This is a genomic window from Maribacter sp. R86514 (genome assembly GCF_044597005.1).
Taxonomy (GTDB): Bacteria; Bacteroidota; Bacteroidia; order Flavobacteriales; family Flavobacteriaceae; genus Maribacter.
In genome coordinates this window covers 3,702,110-3,721,355 of record NZ_CP138999.1, presented here as the reverse complement: position 1 = coordinate 3,721,355, position 19,246 = coordinate 3,702,110, and the positions used below count along the sequence as shown (strand labels likewise).

Here is a 19,246-nt window from a genome sequence, read left to right as displayed (position 1 = left end):
TCTATGTCAGAAATCTTAGATAAAACACAACAATTTGTAACTGACTTACTTACCAACCATTTGGACAAGAAGTTTTTATACCACAATCTAAGACATACCCAAAGAGTCGTTAAAAGTACTAAACAATTACTGGAATCATGTTCTCTATCCGATCAGGATAAGGAACTTCTTGTACTAGTAGCTTGGTTACACGATACCGGATACACAAAAGGCACCGCTAATCACGAAGAAAGCAGCTGCGATATTGCAGAAGAATTTTTGACAAAAGAAGGATACGACAAAGAAGGAATAGAAAAAATAAAGTCTTGCATACTAGCCACGAAATGGAATGCAAAACCAAAAAACCTAATGGAGGAGATTATACGCGATGCGGATTCTTCTCATTTTGCCCAAAGCAGTTACCTTGAAACCTCTGATCTTTTACGTGAAGAATTGAAGTTACTAGGTCTAAAGAACTACAATCAAAAAGATTGGTTAGAACTGAACATTCAAGTTTTTAGAACAGACCACCAATATTATACCGATTACGCCAAAGAGCACTGGCTATCGAAAAAAGACAAAAACCTGAAAAAGCTTATAAAAGATAAAAAATCTGAAAAAAAACTTGCCAAAAAAGAAAAATTAAAAGCTCAGTTCAAAAGCGAAAGTCCGGATCGTGGTATACAGACCCTATATCGTGTTACCCTAAAAAATCATATTACCCTTAGTGATATTGCAGATACAAAAGCAAATATTTTACTTTCTGTAAATGCCATCATTATATCATTAGCGCTATCTAACCTAATACCAAAACTAGACAACCCTTCTAACGATTACCTTATTTACCCAACCGTAATATTTGTATTCTTTAGTGTGGTCTCTATGGTTTTAGCAGTATTGGCAACCAGACCAAATGTTACTAGCGGTGAATTCACCAAAGAAGATGTAGCCAATAAAAACGTAAATCTATTGTTCTTCGGTAACTTTCATAAAATGGCACTAAGCGAGTATGAATGGGCTATTCAAGAAATGCTAAAGGACAAAGATTATATTTACACCTCTTTGACCAAAGATCTTTATTTTCTTGGAGTTGTACTGAACAGAAAGTATTCTCTTCTACGTTGGACCTATACCATTTTCATGATCGGTATGATTCTTTCGGTAATAGCATTTGCAGTTTCCTTTAAATTCTTTGGTCCGGATCGTAAAATAGAGTTATTGAGCCAGGTATTATTCTTTTAAAGCATCCATAAGATCTTCATAAGTATATGTCTTTTCAGGTTCTTGCTCTCTTTTATAAAGAATCTCTGCACGAATAGCCTTTAACCCAGATACACCTTGCAGACCTTCTAACTCAACAATTTCTATCTTGTTGGTAAAGCAACCTTTAGATTTTAAGAACTTAATGTATCTTAAATATTCCAATTCATCTTTCTTTTGTGAATACACAATTGAAAGCACCCCTTTTTCAGTCAACCTTTGGTCTGTACCTTTTATGTAAGATTTATCAATTCTCTTTTTAATCACCTCATAACGTGCATTATACGTTCCATCTACATCAAATTGTTTTTCATCCATTCTAAACCTTATGGATAAAGATGTGTTGTACACCAAGATCAACGATGCAGCATCTAACGGTACTGGTAATTTTTGCTTTAAGGAATAATGTGCGTTTTCCATTTCACACATGACCTGCAATTGCCATAATCTTAAATTATTGAGATATAATGAATTATATTCTTTGCTTTCTGAAATAGAAGAACCAATATACATATTGTGCTCTACGCCGTCAGTTTTATAACGCTCATAATAATGAGGAAACATTGCTTGTGCACTTTCTTGTCTTTTATCTATAACCGAAGAAAGCTTTTTATTGATCAATGTTACACTTTCATCATAGTTCTTTCTATGGTCATAGTAAGAACCCGTGCCCATATCAATTTTAGACTCATATTTTAAAATATGCTTCTCTATTTCTTTGTCAGACTTTTTAAGATGCTCAAAAACGGGTGATATTTCTTCGTGGACAAAATCAAAAATAGCCTGTTCACTATTCGTATAAAGCATTTCCTTTATACTCTCTAGGTGATTATTCACTCTAAAAATCAATTCTTCATAAATTGGTAAATCCCACTTTTTCATTGCAATATTCAGCACATTATCTATCTCTGAAAGCTGAATCATTAAATCTCGCTGAATGGCTAAATTTCTAGCTTGCGAAGAGTCTTTTATATCAATTTGACCAAATAAAGGATAAACTTCTTTGAAAACGATTTCTTTAAATGACGGAGACTTACCCTCTGCTTCGTCAATCATGAACTTTTTTGCCTCTTCTTGAAATTTCCAATACACAGATGAATGAACAGAAGTACACTCATTTTGAATTATAGCATCAATTCTATTGGTTTCTTCATTTTTTGCACGAACTACGGCAGATACGATAAATGGTAATACATCATCTAATTTTTGGGCATTTACACCGTTGAGCACACCCTTCTTTTCAGATACAATTTCCAAAACCCCCAAAAGATCGTCCTCATAAGCTATTGGCGCAAATATAGCACTCTGTATACCCTGTTCCTTTAGTCCTTTGTACGGATTCATATTACCTGACTGCTCTACTTTACGATCCATATCAGTTATAGTAAAATATGAATTGTGATCTATCAGCTTATCATAAGAATCTTCACATAGTGCACTTTTACAGTTCATGTGGTGCCGCCCTCCTAAAAGAAAACTATCGAATCCCATACCTGAGACCGCTTCAAACTCGTTCTTTTTAGCATCAAAAGAAGCAAAGCCTACTTTAATATTTGGTAATCTAAAAAAAGACTTAAAAGTTTCCTGCAGATCATGCATGAAATTGGTAGGCTGTATGGTATCCTTTGAGATCAGTTTTGTCTTAATATTCGAAATCGCCTGCTCCATAGTAACATCGAACAAATTAGCGATTACAAAACCCTTGGATATAAAACTCTCAGGCGGAATCTTATCCATCCAGAGTTTAATATCGTACGGATTTGCCAAAAGCTCATCTACATCTTCTTGCGTGATTTCTTTTGATTTATCGGTAGGGATAATATCAATGAAATCTGCATTGTACATAATTCGGTAATGGCGCATTACACCATTGGCATCTGGAATATCATAGAAATATGGGCGACTAAAATCTAAATGATAACCATAGTAGAAGTTTAAAACCACAACACAGCTCATGATATAATCCATATCATCGCCTACGTTTCTCAATACTGGTTCAAAACCACTACCTGCCTCTTCTATTATTTTTTGAAAACGCTTAGAAGACTTAATGATCACATCTTGATAAGGTAACGTGGCTACCTTTATCTCGTTACCACTTAAAGCTTCTGTAAACGTGTCTTGCAGAATACGCTTTATAATATCTTTATTTTTCTCTAATAAAATAAAGTCCGAAAAACCATCTCGTAATTCAGGAAAATCTTCTTCAATAGATAAAATACGTTCAGCGGTAGCTGCCAAAAAAGGATCATCACCCTCTAAATGTTCATCATACTTCTGTAGAAGTTTTTCAAAACTTATGAGGTGCTTTACCGGCATTATCTTTCTCTCGAGCTTTCCCATGGTTTAGTTAGTCTGCTAATTGTTTGTAAAGTTACAAAATATGCTAAGTTTTTTATGGCTCTAAGCCCTATGGTTGACTGGATTTTCGGATATTTAACGAAAAATAACCCATGTCTTCGGATAGTAGACTTACTAGAGCTTACAAAAACGCCAAGGTTATTCCGTTCGATGACGCTTCTAAGTTCATACTTTTCAGCGATTGCCACAGGGGAGACAACAGTTTTGCCGATGATTTCGCCAACAATAGAAACATCTATTTTCATGCCTTACAATTCTACTTTTCACAAGGATTTGACTACTGTGAACTTGGTGATGGCGACGAACTCTGGGAGAACATACATTTCGAGTCTATTTTTGAAGCCCATAAAAATGTATTCAAGCTTTTGAAGCAATTTCATTTAGAGCAAAGACTGCATATGATTTGGGGAAATCATGATATGGTCTACAAAGATGAAGCCTATGTCAAGAAACATCTATCGAACTATTTTGAGCCTATAGATGACAAAGACAAATCTCTTTTTGAAGGTATCAAATACCATGAAGCTCTTATTTTAAAACATAAAGAAACGCAACAAGAAATTTTCCTTACGCACGGTCACCAGGCAGATTGGTGGAATTATCGATTTTGGCGTGTGGGTAGATTTTTAGTAAGAATTCTATGGAAACCGCTACAAGTTTGGGGCATTGCCGACCCAACATCGCCTGCCCGAAACTATACGGAACTCATAAAAGTAGAGCGCCGCACAAAAAAGTGGATTCTAAAAAACAACTTAAAAATTACGGTTGTGGGCCATACCCATAGACCACGCTTTCCCGAGCCGGGTGATATTCCTCTTTTTAATGATGGTAGCTGTGTTCACCCTAGAAGTATTACCGGTATTGAAATTGAAAAAGGATGTATTTCATTAATAAAATGGCAAATAAATACTACCGATGATGGCACACTACGTGTAGTTCGTATTTTATTGGAAGGACCACAGAAGTTGAAAGATTATATGGAAAAAGCATAAGTTAATACAGCAATTTATCTCATTTTTGATTTTTCAATCGAAAATTTAAGCAATCATACGAAATCAGGTTTTATTATAATAATATATCTACAAAAAATCTATTTCATAAAGAAATTCTTAAAAATATATTTAAAATATTGTGACTTCTATAAGGTTTTGGTTTCTAAACTAATACAATCAATTAAACCTTATTAAAATGAAAAAATTTATTGCAGAATTTATCGGCACACTATGGCTGGTATTAGGTGGTTGCGGTAGTGCCGTACTCGCCGCAGGTTTTCCAGAAATGGGTATTGGCTTTGTTGGCGTTTCTTTGGCCTTTGGTTTAACCGTCGTTACTATGGCTTATGCCATAGGTCATATTTCCGGCTGCCATTTAAATCCTGCCGTAACCATTGGTGTTTGGATCGGCGGGCGTTTTGAAGGCAAAGATGTATTTCCCTATATCGTTGCACAAGTTATGGGCGGCATAGCTGGTGCTGCCATACTCTTTCTGATTGCTTCTGGAAAATCAGATTTCGTTTTAGGCGGTTTTGCTTCTAACGGTTATGGTGAGCATTCACCAGGCGGATACGGTATGACCTCTGCCTTGATTATTGAGGTGGTAATGACCTTCATTTTCTTATTTGTGATCCTAGGCTCTACTTATACAAAAGCACCAAGGGGATTTGCCGGTTTAGCAATCGGACTTTGTCTTACTCTTATTCACTTAATCAGTATTCCCGTAACCAATACATCGGTTAACCCTGCGCGTAGTACTAGCCAGGCTCTTTTTGTTGGGGATTGGGCTTTAGATCAACTTTGGTTATTTTGGCTAGCACCTATTGTTGGGGCAATTTTAGCTGGATTAGTTTACAAAGCCATTTCACCGGAATTGACAGATAAATTATAGTATTTTATAGATTGAGCTCATCATATTAGATAAAATATGATGAGCTTTTTTTTTATGGTATATTTAGAGAATCAACTAAACTAACTCGATTCAAATATGCCTTTATTCATTGTTATTCTAGGAATTCTTCTCCTATTTATTCTCATCGCTAAATTTAAACTCAATGCTTTTATCACTTTTATCATCGTTTCTTTATTCGTTGGTATTGCTGAAGGTATGGAACCCATTAGCGTGGTGGACTCCATTCAAAAAGGGATTGGTAATATTTTAGGATTTCTTGTCATCATTTTAGGCCTTGGCGCTATGCTAGGCAAATTGGTTGCAGATAGTGGGGCAGCACAACGCATTACTACAAAATTGGTCGAGAAATTCGGGAAAAAGAATATTCAATGGGCTGTAGTATTGACAGGTTTTATTGTGGGTATACCCATGTTTTACTCCGTAGGTTTTGTCATTTTAGTCCCTCTAGTTTTCACTATCGCCGCTGCAACTGGTCTACCCCTTTTATATATAGGCTTACCAATGCTAGCCTCTTTATCGGTAACACATGGTTATTTACCTCCGCATCCGGCACCAACAGCACTTGCATCTATGTTTAACGCTGATATTGGCAAAACACTGTTATACGGAATCATCGTTGCCATACCCGCAATAATCGTTGCCGGACCATTACTTTCAAGAACCTTAAAAGGTATTAACGCAACACCGCTTAAAGAATTTCTTAACCCTGTAGTTTTAAAAGAAGATGAAATGCCAAGTATGGCGAATAGCATTATCAGTGCACTTTTGCCTGTTATTCTAATTGCAGTTGCTGCATTGGCACAACTTTTACTCCCTGCAGATTTCTTTCTTACCAAGATTTTAGTTTTTATGGGCAACCCAGCTATTGCAATGCTTATTGCCGTTTTAGTTGCTATTTACACTTTAGGTTTAGGTCAAGGAAAAAGTATGAAAGAGGTCATGGATTCTGTTGGTAGTGCAATTACAGGTATAACCATGGTACTTCTTATTATTGCTGGCTCTGGCGCATTAAAACAGGTATTAATAGATAGTGGTGTAAGCGAATATATTGGCGGTATTCTAGAACAATCTTCTATTTCCCCTTTAATATTAGCTTGGTTGATCGCTACAATAATTCGTGTTTGTGTTGGTTCGGCAACAGTCGCAGGTTTAACCGCTGCCGGTATTGTTCTGCCTCTTGTTCAAGGCACGGGTGTTAGTCCTGAATTGATGGTCTTGGCAATTGGATCAGGTAGTTTAATGTTATCTCATGTTAACGATAGCGGATTCTGGTTATTTAAAGAGTACTTTAATCTATCGGTTAAAGACACTTTAAAAAGTTGGACCGTCATGGAAACAACTGTTGGTGTTATGGGATTGATAGGTGTTCTTGTAATCAATACTTTTATATAAATAAATAAAAATGAAGCCATCTGAAAGAATCAAGGAACTGGGATTGATTTTACCCCCTGCTCCACCTCCTGCAGGTTTATACAAACCTGTTTTAGTCGTTGACCATTTTCTATATATTTCTGGTCAGAGTCCTATGCAAAATAATGGTACATTGATGGTCGGCAGAGCTGGTCATGATATGACTATGGAAGAGGCTAAATTCGCTGCAAGACAAGTTGCATTGACCATGCTTTCTACAATACAAACTCATTTTGGCGATATCGATAAGATTAAAAGAATTGTAAAAACCTTTGGGATGGTGAATTCCACTCCTGATTTTGGTCAACAACCTTTGGTCATCAATGGTTTCAGTGAACTCATGGCAGATATTTTTGGACCTGATCATGGTGTTGGTGTTCGTAGTGCCGTTGGCATGATTTTACCTGATGGAATTCCTGTTGAAATTGAAGCTCATTTTGAACTACATCATTAACAATTATGGCAAACGAAAATTGGTATTCTATTGACAAAACTGACGGAGTTATTTCCCCCTCTTTATTGGTATATCCAGATAGAATTCAACATAATATCGACTTGATGATTTCTATGACCGGTAATGTAAATCGGCTACGTCCGCATGTAAAAACCTATAAAAATGCCAATATCATCAACATGCAAATGGCAAAGGGAATACAAAAATTCAAATGCGCTACTATTGCTGAAGCTGAACTACTTGGCGACTGTAATGCTGTTGACGTATTATTAGCCATGCAACCTGTTGGTGCAAATGCACAGCGTTTTATTGAATTGATTAAAAGATACCCGAATACCAAATTCTCAACCCTTGTAGATAATTCTAAAACGCTATTTATTCTTAGTGAACTGGCAGCATACAACAACATTAAAATTCCGCTTTGGATAGATATCAATAATGGTATGAATAGAACGGGAATCATACCAGACCACGATGCTCTAGAATTGTTTACTCAATTACATAAAAATGAATTTTTAATTGCTGAGGGTTTACATGTTTATGACGGTCATCTACGTAATTCGGACCCCGCTATAAGAGAACAAGACTGCAATACAGCTTTTGAAGCGGTAATCGATTTGAAGAAAAATATTGAAAATAAAAAAATACCTAGCCCAAAAATTGTAGCTGGAGGTTCCCCTACTTTTCCTTTTCACTGTAAACGAAAAGATGTAGATGCCAGCCCTGGCACCACCCTACTTTGGGATTCTGGTTACGGAAACCAATTTCCGGAAATGGGCTTTTTGCCAGCTGCGGTATTGTTTACAAGAATAATTAGTAAGCCAACTACTGGTATTTTATGTTTTGACTTGGGTCATAAATCAGTTGCCCCTGAAATGCCTTTTCCTAGAATTGAGTTTTTAGACTTAAAACACAGTGAACAAATAAGTCAGTCCGAAGAGCATTTGGTGGTAGAGTATGATGACTTAACCATACCAAAGGTTGGTGATGCTCATTACGCCATACCTAGACATATTTGCCCTACTGTGGCGAAATACGACACCTTAACGGTTATAAAAGAAAATACCGTTATCGATTACTGGCCCGTAACTGCCAGAACTCAAAAATCTACTATTTAAGCATGTTTATATTCGACGCCCATTTAGACCTTTCTATGAATGCCATGGACTGGAATCGCGATCTTACTTGGTCAATTGAAGAAATTAGAAAAAGTGAACAAGGTTTAACCGACAAACCTGGTCGTGGCAACAATACCGTTTCTTTAGAAGCGATGAGAAAAGGGAATGTCGGACTCTGTATTGCCACGCAAATTGCTCGTTATGTGTATAAAGACAATACCCTACCAGGATGGAAATCGCCCCAACAAGCATGGGCACATACACAAGGGCAACTAGCGTGGTACAAAAGCATGGAAGGTGCTGGTGAAATGGTTCAAATTACCAACAAAACCCAACTTGAAGCCCACTTAGCTCTTTGGCAAACGGACGAAGAAAAGAAGCCTATTGGTTACTTACTTAGTCTTGAAGGTGCAGATTCTATCGTTGATATCTCATACCTTCAGAAAGCTTATGATTCAGGCTTAAGAGCTATTGGCCCGGCACATTATGGTCCTGGGACTTATGCTCACGGCACAAATTCAGTAGGCGGAATAGGAACTAAAGGAAGAGCACTTCTAAAAGAAATTGAACGACTAGGAATTATACTTGATGTTACCCACCTATGCGACATAAGCTTTTGGGAAACTATGGTAAATTATGACGGTCCGCTTTGGGCAAGTCATAACAACTGCAGAGCTTTAGTAAATCATCATAGACAATTTACAGATGAGCAATTAAAAGAAATTATTGCTAGACAAGGGGTCATTGGAGTTGTACTTGATGCTTGGATGATGACACCAACTTGGGAGAGAGGTGTTTCTACTCCGCAATCTGCGAACGTAAGTCTACAGCAGATACTAGATAATATAGATCATATTTGCCAATTAGCGGGTAATGCGAATCATGTGGGTATAGGCTCTGACCTTGATGGCGGCTTTGGAACAGAACAAGGCCCTGCAGATGTTGATACCATAGCAGATTTACAAAAAATGACCGGACTGTTAGAAAATCGAGGTTATGCGCAATCGGATATCGAAAAAATTATGAACGGGAATTTCATCAACTTTTTAAGACGAAATTTACCATCTTAAACCATCGTTCATCGAATAATTAAGGCATCGGCAGTTTTTTTAACGAAGCCTTAAGTACCCATGGCAGGGTATTTGTTATCTTTATTTCATCATATCAAAGATTAGATGAGAAACCTTTTTTTTCTTTTTACTATATTTTTCTGCTTTTCAGCGGTACAGGTTTCTGCGCAAACAGATCTGCCTACTTCAAAACCGCTAAAGATCGATAAGGTAAACCCTATTAATTCTAGTGGTACTCCAAATAAAGGATCTGTTCTTAATATGCCTAATTTAATTAAAGAACAGCCCAGTGTAGATATGACCGCACCCAACCCTGTGAAAATGCTACGCGATGAAGAATTGGTACAAGCAGGGGCAGGCATGAAAATTGATCCACGTATTGGTCCTGGTGAGCGATTAGGTGGTTCTGGTCAGTATTTTACAGATCAATATTTAGGTGATGTAAAGAGTAGTGGAAAATTTATAGGTATTGTTTGTAGAGATCACGAATATGTAGATGGCGATCGCGTAAAAATATACATGAACGATATGGTTGTAGAACAAAATCTTTTGTTAACTGGAGCTTTTAAGGGTATTAATGTTGACTTACAAGACGGTTTTAATCGCTTAGACTTCGAGGCACTAAACCATGGTTCTTCAGCACCCAACACTGCACAAGTTGATGTTTATAACGACAAAGGAGAATTGATATATTCTAACAAATGGTTACTATCCGCAGGTTCTAAGGCTACCTTGATCGTTACGAAAGAATCTATGTAATAGTATTACATAACCTTATTTGCCAAATAGCGCTGTACTTCATAAACATCAATACTCTTATTGAATTTTTTACTTACACTAGGTACATTTTCACTTGATATCCAGATTTTTAATTCGGCATCCAAATCAAAAGTTCCTGAAGTCTCTAAAGAAAATCTTGAGATATTTTTATAAGGTAAAGATTTGTATTCAACTTTACTCCCTGTAATGCCTTGTATATCTATCAATATTAATCTTTTATCAGTAAACATAAAAACATCTCGCAGTAAAGAAAAACCCAGTTCTATTTGCTCACCTTCAACAAGTAATCTTCCATATTTTTGTAGCAATTGCTCTGTAGAAACTTCGCTAGCGTTACCTAATATTTTGTTCAATAAGCCCATAATTTATCTTCTTTATTAATTTACCTCTTACCAGGAGTATATGTCTCTTCTGCCCTTTTCAAAACATCTTCGCGGTAATAAGGAACTTCTTTCCAATCTACATTTTTATATCTAATAATTTGATCATCAAAATGTGGAGAAGATGGATTTCCACTTTGCCCGCCAGCCAACATGCTTTTAGCTTTTACTTTATCACCAAATTCTACCACCGCCACAAAACTATTACCTCTTGTACCATATATTTTTTTTGCCCCTTCTGTGGTATAGCGAGCACCATAAGCAGCCAATGCTCCCCATCTGCCAGATGCAAACCCAATAGGTATACTTGGTTTAGAATCATCGAAATCTTGTTTGATGTCTCCGGTTATACGTTGGTATCTATTGACCTCTCCCCAAGGCATTTTCCAAGTCACAAAATCAGCCGTTAACTGATCAATTACCTCTTCGAATATTTTTAAAGATTCTTCTGTATGTGTTCCAAAATAAGTCATACGCTCCATATCACTGATATTCGCTGGATGCTTCGCTCTTTTACCCATTGCAGTACCATAAAAATGTGCCAAGGTCATAGCTACTTGATCTTCGCCCGTAGTATAATCCCAATCTTCGAGAATCTTAATTGGCTCCCTTAACTTCGGATTCTGGTCGTCATTAGAATAATAGGCATTCACCAAACCAGGTATCAACGCCTTAAATGCCGGTAAGTAAGGATCGTGTGCTAGTTGAATTAAGCTATCTACGATATATCCTTTTCTATCCGTTAATAATTCTATTGCATGTACCCCTCTAAAATTCTCTTGGTCTTTAGACATGTAATTAGGGTAGTCTTCCTTTTTAGGGCTAAATTCTAAAGCCGATGTATAGGGTGTAGAATTACAGTTTTGTATCCATCCATTTTCCGGGTTTAGAACTAAGATATTTTCATCTACCGTATGCAAACCTTGCCAATCTGTTTTAGGATTACTACCATCGACCGGTTCTGTATAATCAAATCGAACATCTCGTTTTGGAACGTAATTGCCATGAAAATAAGCGATATTACCTTCTGCATCTGCATACACGGTATTATTACTAGAATTAGTTCGAATATCCATCATTTTACGAAAACCTTTGTACCCGTTTTGTTTTGTTCGTATGAATGACTGCTCTAATGCTTTTACCGGTTCCCACATCATGGCAGATGCCGTCCATTGCCCTTCTGCAACGTGTGTTATTGGTCCGTGGTGGGTTCTATATGCCGGGTATTTTTTCTCTTTCAACTTTTTACCATCTAGATATTTCAACACTATCTCAGATGATTGTACTGGTCGTAATTCTTCTCCGTATTGATAGAATAAATTATCATCGTTCTTTATAATCGTTTCCTTGAATTCATCCATAACATCCGTATATGTTGATGTATGCATCCATCCGGTTTTCTCGTTAAATCCTTGGTAAACGAAAAACTGACCCCACGTTACCGCTCCATAAGCATTTAAGCCTTCCTCAGAAACTACATGAACTTCTCCCCTAAAGTAAAACGAAGTATGCGGATTTATCAATAACAACGGGTTACCGGATTGGGTTAATTTACCCGAAATAGCTATACCGTTAGATCCTTGTGGTTCTTCTACTTCTTTTTCTTTTTTCAGCTTTATCGCCTCCATTTTCGGCAATTCCATATCACTTTCATAAAACGCAGCAATCTTTTTTGTTGAAATACGCTCAATATCTCCACCAATTGATCCTTCACTGAAATACATTGGCATCCATGGTTCAAAATGAGTCAACAATCTTGGTTTTACTTTAGGGTGAGTGTATAAATAGTAATTGATCCCGTCAGCAAAGGCATCACATAATTCTTTCAACCAAGTAGGACTTTTTTCATAATTTGCTTTAGCTTCTTCTTCTGTCATGAACAATTTTGCACGTAAATCGCTATACAATGCCTCTTCGCCATCTACTTCTGCCAACCTACCTGTTGCCCAAATATAGTTTTGCTCTACGCGATTAAAATCATCTTCGCATTGGGCATATAACAAACCAAAAACGGCATCGGCATCTGTCTTTCCATAAATATGAGGTACTCCAAAATCGTCTCGTATGATTTCAACATTCGCAGCTTGGGCTTCCCACTTTTCTATTTCACCCTTCTTTGGCTTATCTGTCTTACACGATAAAACCAATATAAATACCAGCAAATAAATAATTCTGTTCATGAACAATGATTTAATAAATTCTTGAGGATTATAAAAGTACTTGAATTTTACCAACTTCCGCTTGATCCACCACCGCCAGAACTTCCTCCGCCACCTGAAAAAGAGCTACCACCGCTTGAAGAACTACTGCCCGAACTAAAGGAATGCGTTCCAGAAGACGAGAATGTTTTTCTGTAATAAGATTTGTCATTCTTGATCCAAGAAATGCTCAAATCTTCTTTACCAGAAATCTTAAGTTTTATAAATGCTATTATTGCGGCAATACCAAAAAAAGGAAGAAGTAACCACAGTAAAAGACTGGGTTCATCAAAAATAAAAGCTGCAGCCTGGGAATTGGACATATAAATACTGTAACCTATAATTAGAGGAACAATTGCAAACACCAAAGCGAAAACACTTGAAAAGGATCCTGCCAAAAGCATAAACACCCCAGGCAACACCCCTAATTTACCCATGAGTACCCCTCTAAAAACCTCAATAACATTGACATAGCTTTTAAGAAAGAAAAAGCTACCAACACCTACAAATATGGAGAAAAATATACCAAGAAATATATTCGTATATAACTTCTCTTTAGAATCTTCATCTACAATCTCTTGTTTAAACTCGTCAAGTGCTTCTGGATTATTAAGAAATTCTATGAGCTGATTACTAGCCTCATTAATACCCGTAAAATACGCCTCTTCTTTAAAATTAGGAATCATCGTATTTCTAATAATTCTTGAAGCAACGGCATCGGTAATATAGGGTTCTAAGCCATAGCCTACTTCAATTCTTACTTCCCTATCATTTTTAGAAAATAATATCAGCAACCCGTTATCTTTTCCTTCTTGACCAATACCATTTTGGTTGAAAAGACCATTTGCATACGTTTCAATCGTATTAAAACCTAATTCTTCTATAGTAAAAATGACCAATTTATTAGTCGTGCTTTTTTCAAAATCCACTAACCGCTGATTTAATTCCAAAACCTGACTTGAAGTAAAAATACCCGCACTATCCGTTACAAAATCACGCAAATCATAATACTGCTCTTGTGCATTCGCATAAAAGGTAACTAATAGAAAAAGAAAAATGATTTTTTAAGCATTGGCAGTTAATCAGGATACTCAAATATAAAAACCTTTATCGATACTCATAGCCAATATCAAAACCGATTCTAGATTCGGTAAAACTTTAGAATTGAAGTAACTTGCAGAACGTTGTCAGGTCGGTCTCGACTGCGCTCGACCGGACAATAGTATTTTAACCAGTAATTAGTAAGAGTAAACCTCTATGGCAGAAAAAAAAGTAAGTATTCTAACCGCATTCAAAACTATCATTTGGCCTCGTAGAAAATTGGTTTTGCTGGGCTTATTGCTTATTGTTATCAGTAAAGCGGCAAGTTTTGTTGCGCCGGTATCTCTACGGTACTTCTTAGATGACATCATACCCAATAAGAATTACGACCTATTAAAAATATTGGTTGCAGTGGTGATTTTTGCGTTTTTGGTACAAGCGGTAATGTCATTTTTACTGACCAAAGTTCTTAGTATTCAGGCGCAATACATGATTTCTGAACTTCGCGCACAGGTACAAAAACAGGTACTTTCACTACCTATTCGCTTTTTTGACAATACAAAATCAGGTTCTTTAGTTTCCAGAATCATGAGTGATGTTGAAGGAGTCAGAAACTTAATCGGTACCGGACTTGTACAACTTGTTGGTGGTACCATTACGGCTGTGGTGTCTCTTGTGCTGTTACTAAGAATTAGCCCTACCATGACACTTCTAACCTTTGTCCCCTTAATACTTTTTGCATTCATCGCTCTAAAGGCATTTAAAATTATTAGACCTGTTTTTAGGGAACGTGGTAAAATTAATGCCGAAGTAAAAGGTAGATTAACAGAAACCCTAGGCGGAATTCGTGTGATAAAAGGATTTAACGCCGAAGATCAAGAAAGTAAAGTTTTTGAAGAAGGTGTAGACCGATTGTACCAAAATGTAAAAAAGAGTTTGACTGCTACCGCATTTATGACCAGCGCTTCTACTTTCTTATTAGGACTGGCAACTACCGGAATTATGATGGGCTTTGGAGGTTACAAAATGATGCAAGGCGAATTGACTACTGGCGAGTATTTTGAGTTCACTTTTCTTCTCGCTCTTATGGTAGCACCAATTGTACAAATGAGTAATATAGGAAGCCAATTGACTGAAGCTTTAGCGGGTTTAGACCGTACGGAAGAGTTAATGAACAAGGTTTCTGAATCTGATGAAAAGGATAGAACCATTACACTTTCTAACATTAAAGGTGATATGGTTTTCAAGGATGTATCATTTGCCTATGAAGAAGATAAAGATGTTCTACACAACATCAGTTTTGAAGCCAAATCTGGCGATGTAATTGCTTTAGTTGGAAGTTCTGGTTCTGGTAAATCTACAATCGCAGGTTTGGCAGCAAGCTTTTTAAATCCTGATTCCGGAGAGATTACTGTAGACGGTACAGATTTATCAAAAGTTGACCTTACTAGTTTTAGGCAGTACTTAGGTGTGGTATTGCAAGACGATTTTCTTTTTGAAGGCACTATTAGAGAAAATATACTTTTCCCTAGACCAGACGCTTCTGAAGAGGAATTACAAGCCGCGATTAAAGCAGCTTATGTTGATGAGTTTACCGATAGATTTGAAGATGGATTACTTACTGTTATTGGAGAACGTGGCGTAAAATTATCTGGGGGACAACGACAACGTATTGCCATTGCACGTGCTGTTTTGGCTAACCCACGAATATTAATTTTAGATGAAGCTACTTCTAACCTCGATACCGAAAGTGAAGCATTAATTCAAAAAAGTTTGGCTGAACTAACAAAAGGAAGAACCACTTTTGTTATCGCTCACCGTCTAAGTACTATTAGAAAAGCGAATCAGATTTTAGTTATTGAAAACGGACGAATTGCCGAGCAAGGAACCCATGAAGAGCTGATTGCAAAAGAAGGCAGATACCATAACTTGTTTACGTACCAGGCTAGGATATAAGTTTGTTGTTGGCTGTTGGCTGTTGGCTGTTGGCTGTTGGCTGTTGGCTGTTGGAAAATAAAAATTTATTTTCCAACACAAGTCTATAACGAGCTTTTGAAATCAATCAAACAGATTGCTTTGTCAATCTCGATTGCATCTCGTTTTCTCGCAATGAAATTTTAAAGCTCTTCCGGGGCTAACTCAACTTCTAGTCCGTCCATATCTTCAGTGATATGTAATTGACAGCCAAGGCGTGAATTATCTTTTACATTGAAAGCTTCAGACAGCATTGCTTCTTCATCATCTCCCATTTCTGGTAATTCGTGGTCAGATTCCACATAACACTGACAAGATGCACACATAGCCATACCGCCACAAATACCTATTGTACCTTCTGGGGCAAGTTCATAAGAACGAACAACCTCCATTAGATTCATATTCATATCTGTAGGGGCGTCTATTTCGTGTAACACTCCTTCGCGGTCTGTTATTTTTATTTTGATATCGGTCATTAATAGTATTTAGGTTTTAGTAAACTAGTTTAGCTAGAACATTGAATTAGTACGTAAATTTTTCCCGAAATTTCAAATGACTTTTCAATTAACTCAACCGTTTTTCTTATAAAAATTTGATGCTTCAAGTTTAAAGATTTTTTAGTAATTAAAACTGCTAAATCTTGTGATTTTTACCACAACTGCAAATCTTCAAAACGTTGTATGGTCATTCTACTAATTCACTATTTCACTATCAAACTAATTCACTACTTTAATCAATTGCTTTCACCACCGCTTTTGGCGCTTCCTTTTTAGTTCCATCAAAACCATTTACACCACCTACAGTAGTATATTTCATGACATACTTTTTATCTGGATGAATTTTTTGAAAGGCACTTTGACACATTAGCGTTGCTTCATGGAAACCACAAAGAATTAGTTTTAATTTGCCTGGGTATGTATTTACATCACCTATGGCATATATTCCTGCAATATTGGTTTGATAATCGAACGTATCTACTTTAATAGCATTTTTCTCTATCTCTAATCCCCAATCGCCAATCGGACCTAATTTTGGAGAGAGTCCGAATAAAGGAATAAAATTATCCACCTCTAAAGTAATCTCTTCCTTAGCATCAGAAATCTTTCTAATTAATACAGATTCTAATTTCTCTTCACCATTTAGCGCTATAATTTCTGCAGGTGTAATCAAATTCAATTTTCCTGAATTTTTCAATTCTTGAACTTTCTCAACAGAATCCAAGGCACCTCTAAATTCATTTCTTCTATGGACCAAAGTTACTTGAGAAGCTACATCAGCTAAGAAAATACTCCAGTCTAGGGCAGAATCTCCACCACCGGCTATGACTACTTTCTTATCACGATACACCTCAGGATCTTTGATCATATAAGCAACACCGTTATCTTCAAATTTTGACAAATTATCCAACAATGGTTTTCTTGGCTCAAAACTCCCTAATCCACCAGCTATAGCCACTACAGGAGCATGGTGTTCCGTCCCTTTATTTGTGGTAACCACAAATGTACCGTCATCTAATTTTTTGATTGTCTCTGCACGCTCGCCTAACGTAAACCCTGGTTGAAAGGATTTAATCTGTTCCATTAAATTATCTACCAAATCGCCCGCCAATACCTCTGGAAAACCAGGAATATCATAAATAGGCTTTTTAGGGTAAATTTCTGAACACTGCCCACCTGCTTGTGGTAAAGCATCAATTAGGTGGCATTTTAGCTTTAATAATCCGGCTTCAAAAACGGCAAAAAGACCAGTAGGTCCTGCTCCAATTATTAATATATCGGTCTTAATCATTATTTCAATTCTTTGTACTATCCTTCAAAACTATCAATCTATACTAGTAAAAGCTATGATAATTATCAGGATTTAACCTGCTATATTGATAACTTCCTGTATCTGTGGAGCATATTTTTTTATCGTCATTTCAACGCCACTTTTCAGTGTCATTTGATTGACACTACACCCAACACAAGCACCTTCTAATCTCACCTTAACAGAAGATTCATCATCAATAGAAATCAACGTGATATCACCACCATCACTTTGTAAAAAAGGTCTGATTTCTTCCAATGCTTTTTCAACATTTAATTTTAGTTCTGCTGATGTCATATCTATTTTTTATTAACAGGCGAACAACCCGCCATTGTTGTAATCTTAATTGCTTCTGTAGGTGGCATCGTCTTATTTCTAGCGACTACCTCGCTCACAACCTTTTTAGTCAACTCTTCAAATGCTTTTTCTACAGGTGTAGCTGTTTGCATTGCTGCAGGCCTACCTACATCACCAGCTTCGCGAATGCTTTGCACTAAAGGCATTTCCCCAAGAAAAGGCACCTCTAAATCTTCGGCAAGATGCTTAGCACCTTCTTTACCGAAAATATAATATTTATTGTCTGGCAACTCTGCAGGTGTAAAGTATGCCATATTTTCTACAATTCCCAAAACAGGTACGTTTATAGAATCTTGCTGAAACATTGCCACACCTTTTCTAGCATCGGCAAGTGCAACTTCTTGTGGTGTGCTCACTACAACAGCTCCGGTTATTGGTAAGGCTTGCATAATACTTAAGTGTATATCGCCTGTACCTGGTGGTAAATCGATCAACATAAAATCCAATTCTCCCCAATGTGCATCAAATATCATTTGATTCAGTGCTTTAGAAGCCATAGGTCCTCTCCATATAACCGCCTGATCTCTTTGCGTAAAAAAACCAATTGATAACAGCTTAACACCATAACTCTCTACCGGCTTCATTTTAGATTTTCCATCTACGTTGACCGCTAATGGTTTATCATTGGCAACATCGAACATAATAGGCATTGATGGCCCATAAATATCCGCATCTAACAAACCTACTTTAAAGCCCATTTTTGCCAAAGTAACCGCTAGATTGGCGGTCACCGTAGATTTACCTACACCACCTTTACCTGAGGCAACAGCGATAATATTGGAAATACCTGGAATAGGTTTTCCTTTTATCTCGTTCGTCTTAGGCTTAGCCGCAGGAGCATCGACCTTCACATTGATTTTAATCTTTGCTTTTTCATAAACCTCTTTGTGTATGATCTTTAAAATCTCCACTTCGGTCTTTTTACGTGCTTGTAGGCTTGGATTTGCAATGGTAATATCTACCTCTACCTCATCACCGAAAATCTGAATATTGGTAACTGCACCACTTTCTACCATGTTTTGACCTTCACCAGGAACAGTAATATATTCCAATGCCTTTAAAACGTCCTTTTTATCTATCTTCATTATATAAATTCATTCTAAACAACAAAGATAATCCTTAGTTGTTAGATTAGGAAGCTAGTGTATTGAAA

Annotated in this window: 17 protein-coding genes; 9 read left to right on the top strand and 8 right to left on the bottom strand. The window is 36.8% G+C overall.

Going from position 1 to position 19,246, the window contains the following annotated elements:
• Nucleotides 1-3 precede the first annotated feature (3 nt).
• The gene (locus SJY30_RS16325) at nt 4-1,221 is read left to right on the top strand and encodes a Pycsar system effector family protein (protein WP_396633188.1); all 1,218 of its coding nucleotides are present in this window, start codon (nt 4-6) and stop codon (nt 1,219-1,221) included.
• Here the strand turns inward: SJY30_RS16325 and SJY30_RS16320 are convergent.
• The gene (locus tag SJY30_RS16320) at nt 1,210-3,582 is read right to left on the bottom strand and encodes a GAF domain-containing protein (protein ID WP_396633187.1); all 2,373 of its coding nucleotides are present in this window, start codon (nt 3,580-3,582) and stop codon (nt 1,210-1,212) included. The genes SJY30_RS16325 and SJY30_RS16320 overlap by 12 nt on opposite strands.
• Nucleotides 3,583-3,692: 110 nt before the next feature.
• On the opposite strand from SJY30_RS16320, the gene SJY30_RS16315 reads away from it, so the two are divergent.
• The 7 genes from SJY30_RS16315 to SJY30_RS16285 all read left to right on the top strand — a co-directional run bounded on the left by SJY30_RS16315 (nt 3,693) and on the right by SJY30_RS16285 (nt 10,316).
• Entirely contained in the window at nt 3,693-4,592 is a 900-nt protein-coding gene (locus SJY30_RS16315; RefSeq protein ID WP_396633186.1) for a metallophosphoesterase, read from the top strand.
• A 196-nt stretch (nt 4,593-4,788) separates the two neighbouring features.
• Nucleotides 4,789-5,484, top strand: a complete 696-nt coding sequence (gene aqpZ, locus SJY30_RS16310) for an aquaporin Z (protein ID WP_396633185.1) — start codon at nt 4,789-4,791, stop codon at nt 5,482-5,484.
• A gap of 96 nt (nt 5,485-5,580) precedes the next feature.
• Nucleotides 5,581-6,897: a gluconate:H+ symporter gene (locus tag SJY30_RS16305; RefSeq protein WP_396633184.1), complete on the top strand. Its 1,317-nt coding sequence runs from the start codon at nt 5,581-5,583 to the stop codon at nt 6,895-6,897.
• A gap of 10 nt (nt 6,898-6,907) precedes the next feature.
• Nucleotides 6,908-7,369: a RidA family protein gene (locus SJY30_RS16300; protein ID WP_396633183.1), complete on the top strand. Its 462-nt coding sequence runs from the start codon at nt 6,908-6,910 to the stop codon at nt 7,367-7,369.
• Nucleotides 7,370-7,374: 5 nt separating this feature from the next.
• The gene (locus SJY30_RS16295; protein ID WP_396633182.1) at nt 7,375-8,487 is read left to right on the top strand and encodes a D-TA family PLP-dependent enzyme; all 1,113 of its coding nucleotides are present in this window, start codon (nt 7,375-7,377) and stop codon (nt 8,485-8,487) included.
• Between the two features lie 2 nt (nt 8,488-8,489).
• A complete protein-coding gene (locus tag SJY30_RS16290) occupies nt 8,490-9,557 on the top strand; it encodes a dipeptidase (RefSeq protein WP_396633181.1) in 1,068 nt (355 codons plus the stop codon).
• A 105-nt stretch (nt 9,558-9,662) separates the two neighbouring features.
• Complete coding sequence (locus SJY30_RS16285; protein ID WP_396633180.1) at nt 9,663-10,316, top strand: hypothetical protein; 654 nt, start codon at nt 9,663-9,665, stop codon at nt 10,314-10,316.
• A 5-nt stretch (nt 10,317-10,321) separates the two neighbouring features.
• Here the strand turns inward: SJY30_RS16285 and SJY30_RS16280 are convergent, their stop codons facing one another.
• From SJY30_RS16280 to SJY30_RS16270, 3 genes are read right to left on the bottom strand one after another with little or no spacing between them, the layout of a single operon-like run.
• Nucleotides 10,322-10,699 (bottom strand): PH domain-containing protein, encoded by a 378-nt coding sequence (locus SJY30_RS16280; protein ID WP_036156970.1) that lies wholly within the window; start codon nt 10,697-10,699, stop codon nt 10,322-10,324.
• Nucleotides 10,700-10,719: 20 nt separating this feature from the next.
• A complete protein-coding gene (locus SJY30_RS16275) occupies nt 10,720-12,897 on the bottom strand; it encodes an acylase (protein WP_396633179.1) in 2,178 nt (725 codons plus the stop codon).
• Nucleotides 12,898-12,944: 47 nt separating this feature from the next.
• Nucleotides 12,945-13,916, bottom strand: coding sequence for a TPM domain-containing protein (locus tag SJY30_RS16270; RefSeq protein ID WP_396633178.1), 972 nt, complete (start codon nt 13,914-13,916; stop codon nt 12,945-12,947).
• Nucleotides 13,917-14,172: 256 nt separating this feature from the next.
• Between SJY30_RS16270 and SJY30_RS16265 the strand changes: the two genes are divergently transcribed.
• Nucleotides 14,173-15,912, top strand: a complete 1,740-nt coding sequence (locus SJY30_RS16265; RefSeq protein WP_396633177.1) for an ABC transporter ATP-binding protein — start codon at nt 14,173-14,175, stop codon at nt 15,910-15,912.
• A gap of 161 nt (nt 15,913-16,073) precedes the next feature.
• Here SJY30_RS16265 and SJY30_RS16260 read toward each other — a convergent pair whose 3' ends face one another.
• The 4 genes from SJY30_RS16260 to SJY30_RS16245 form a co-directional block, all read right to left on the bottom strand.
• Nucleotides 16,074-16,406, bottom strand: a complete 333-nt coding sequence (locus SJY30_RS16260) for a ferredoxin (RefSeq protein ID WP_396633176.1) — start codon at nt 16,404-16,406, stop codon at nt 16,074-16,076.
• Nucleotides 16,407-16,659: 253 nt separating this feature from the next.
• Complete coding sequence (locus tag SJY30_RS16255; protein WP_396633175.1) at nt 16,660-17,718, bottom strand: NAD(P)/FAD-dependent oxidoreductase; 1,059 nt, start codon at nt 17,716-17,718, stop codon at nt 16,660-16,662.
• Between the two features lie 72 nt (nt 17,719-17,790).
• Nucleotides 17,791-18,033 carry a NifU family protein gene (locus SJY30_RS16250; protein WP_133688296.1) on the bottom strand — a complete coding sequence of 81 codons (243 nt, stop codon included), beginning with the start codon at nt 18,031-18,033 and terminating at the stop codon, nt 17,791-17,793.
• A 2-nt stretch (nt 18,034-18,035) separates the two neighbouring features.
• Complete coding sequence (locus SJY30_RS16245; protein ID WP_396633174.1) at nt 18,036-19,178, bottom strand: P-loop NTPase; 1,143 nt, start codon at nt 19,176-19,178, stop codon at nt 18,036-18,038.
• Between the last annotated feature and the right edge of the window lie 68 nt (nt 19,179-19,246).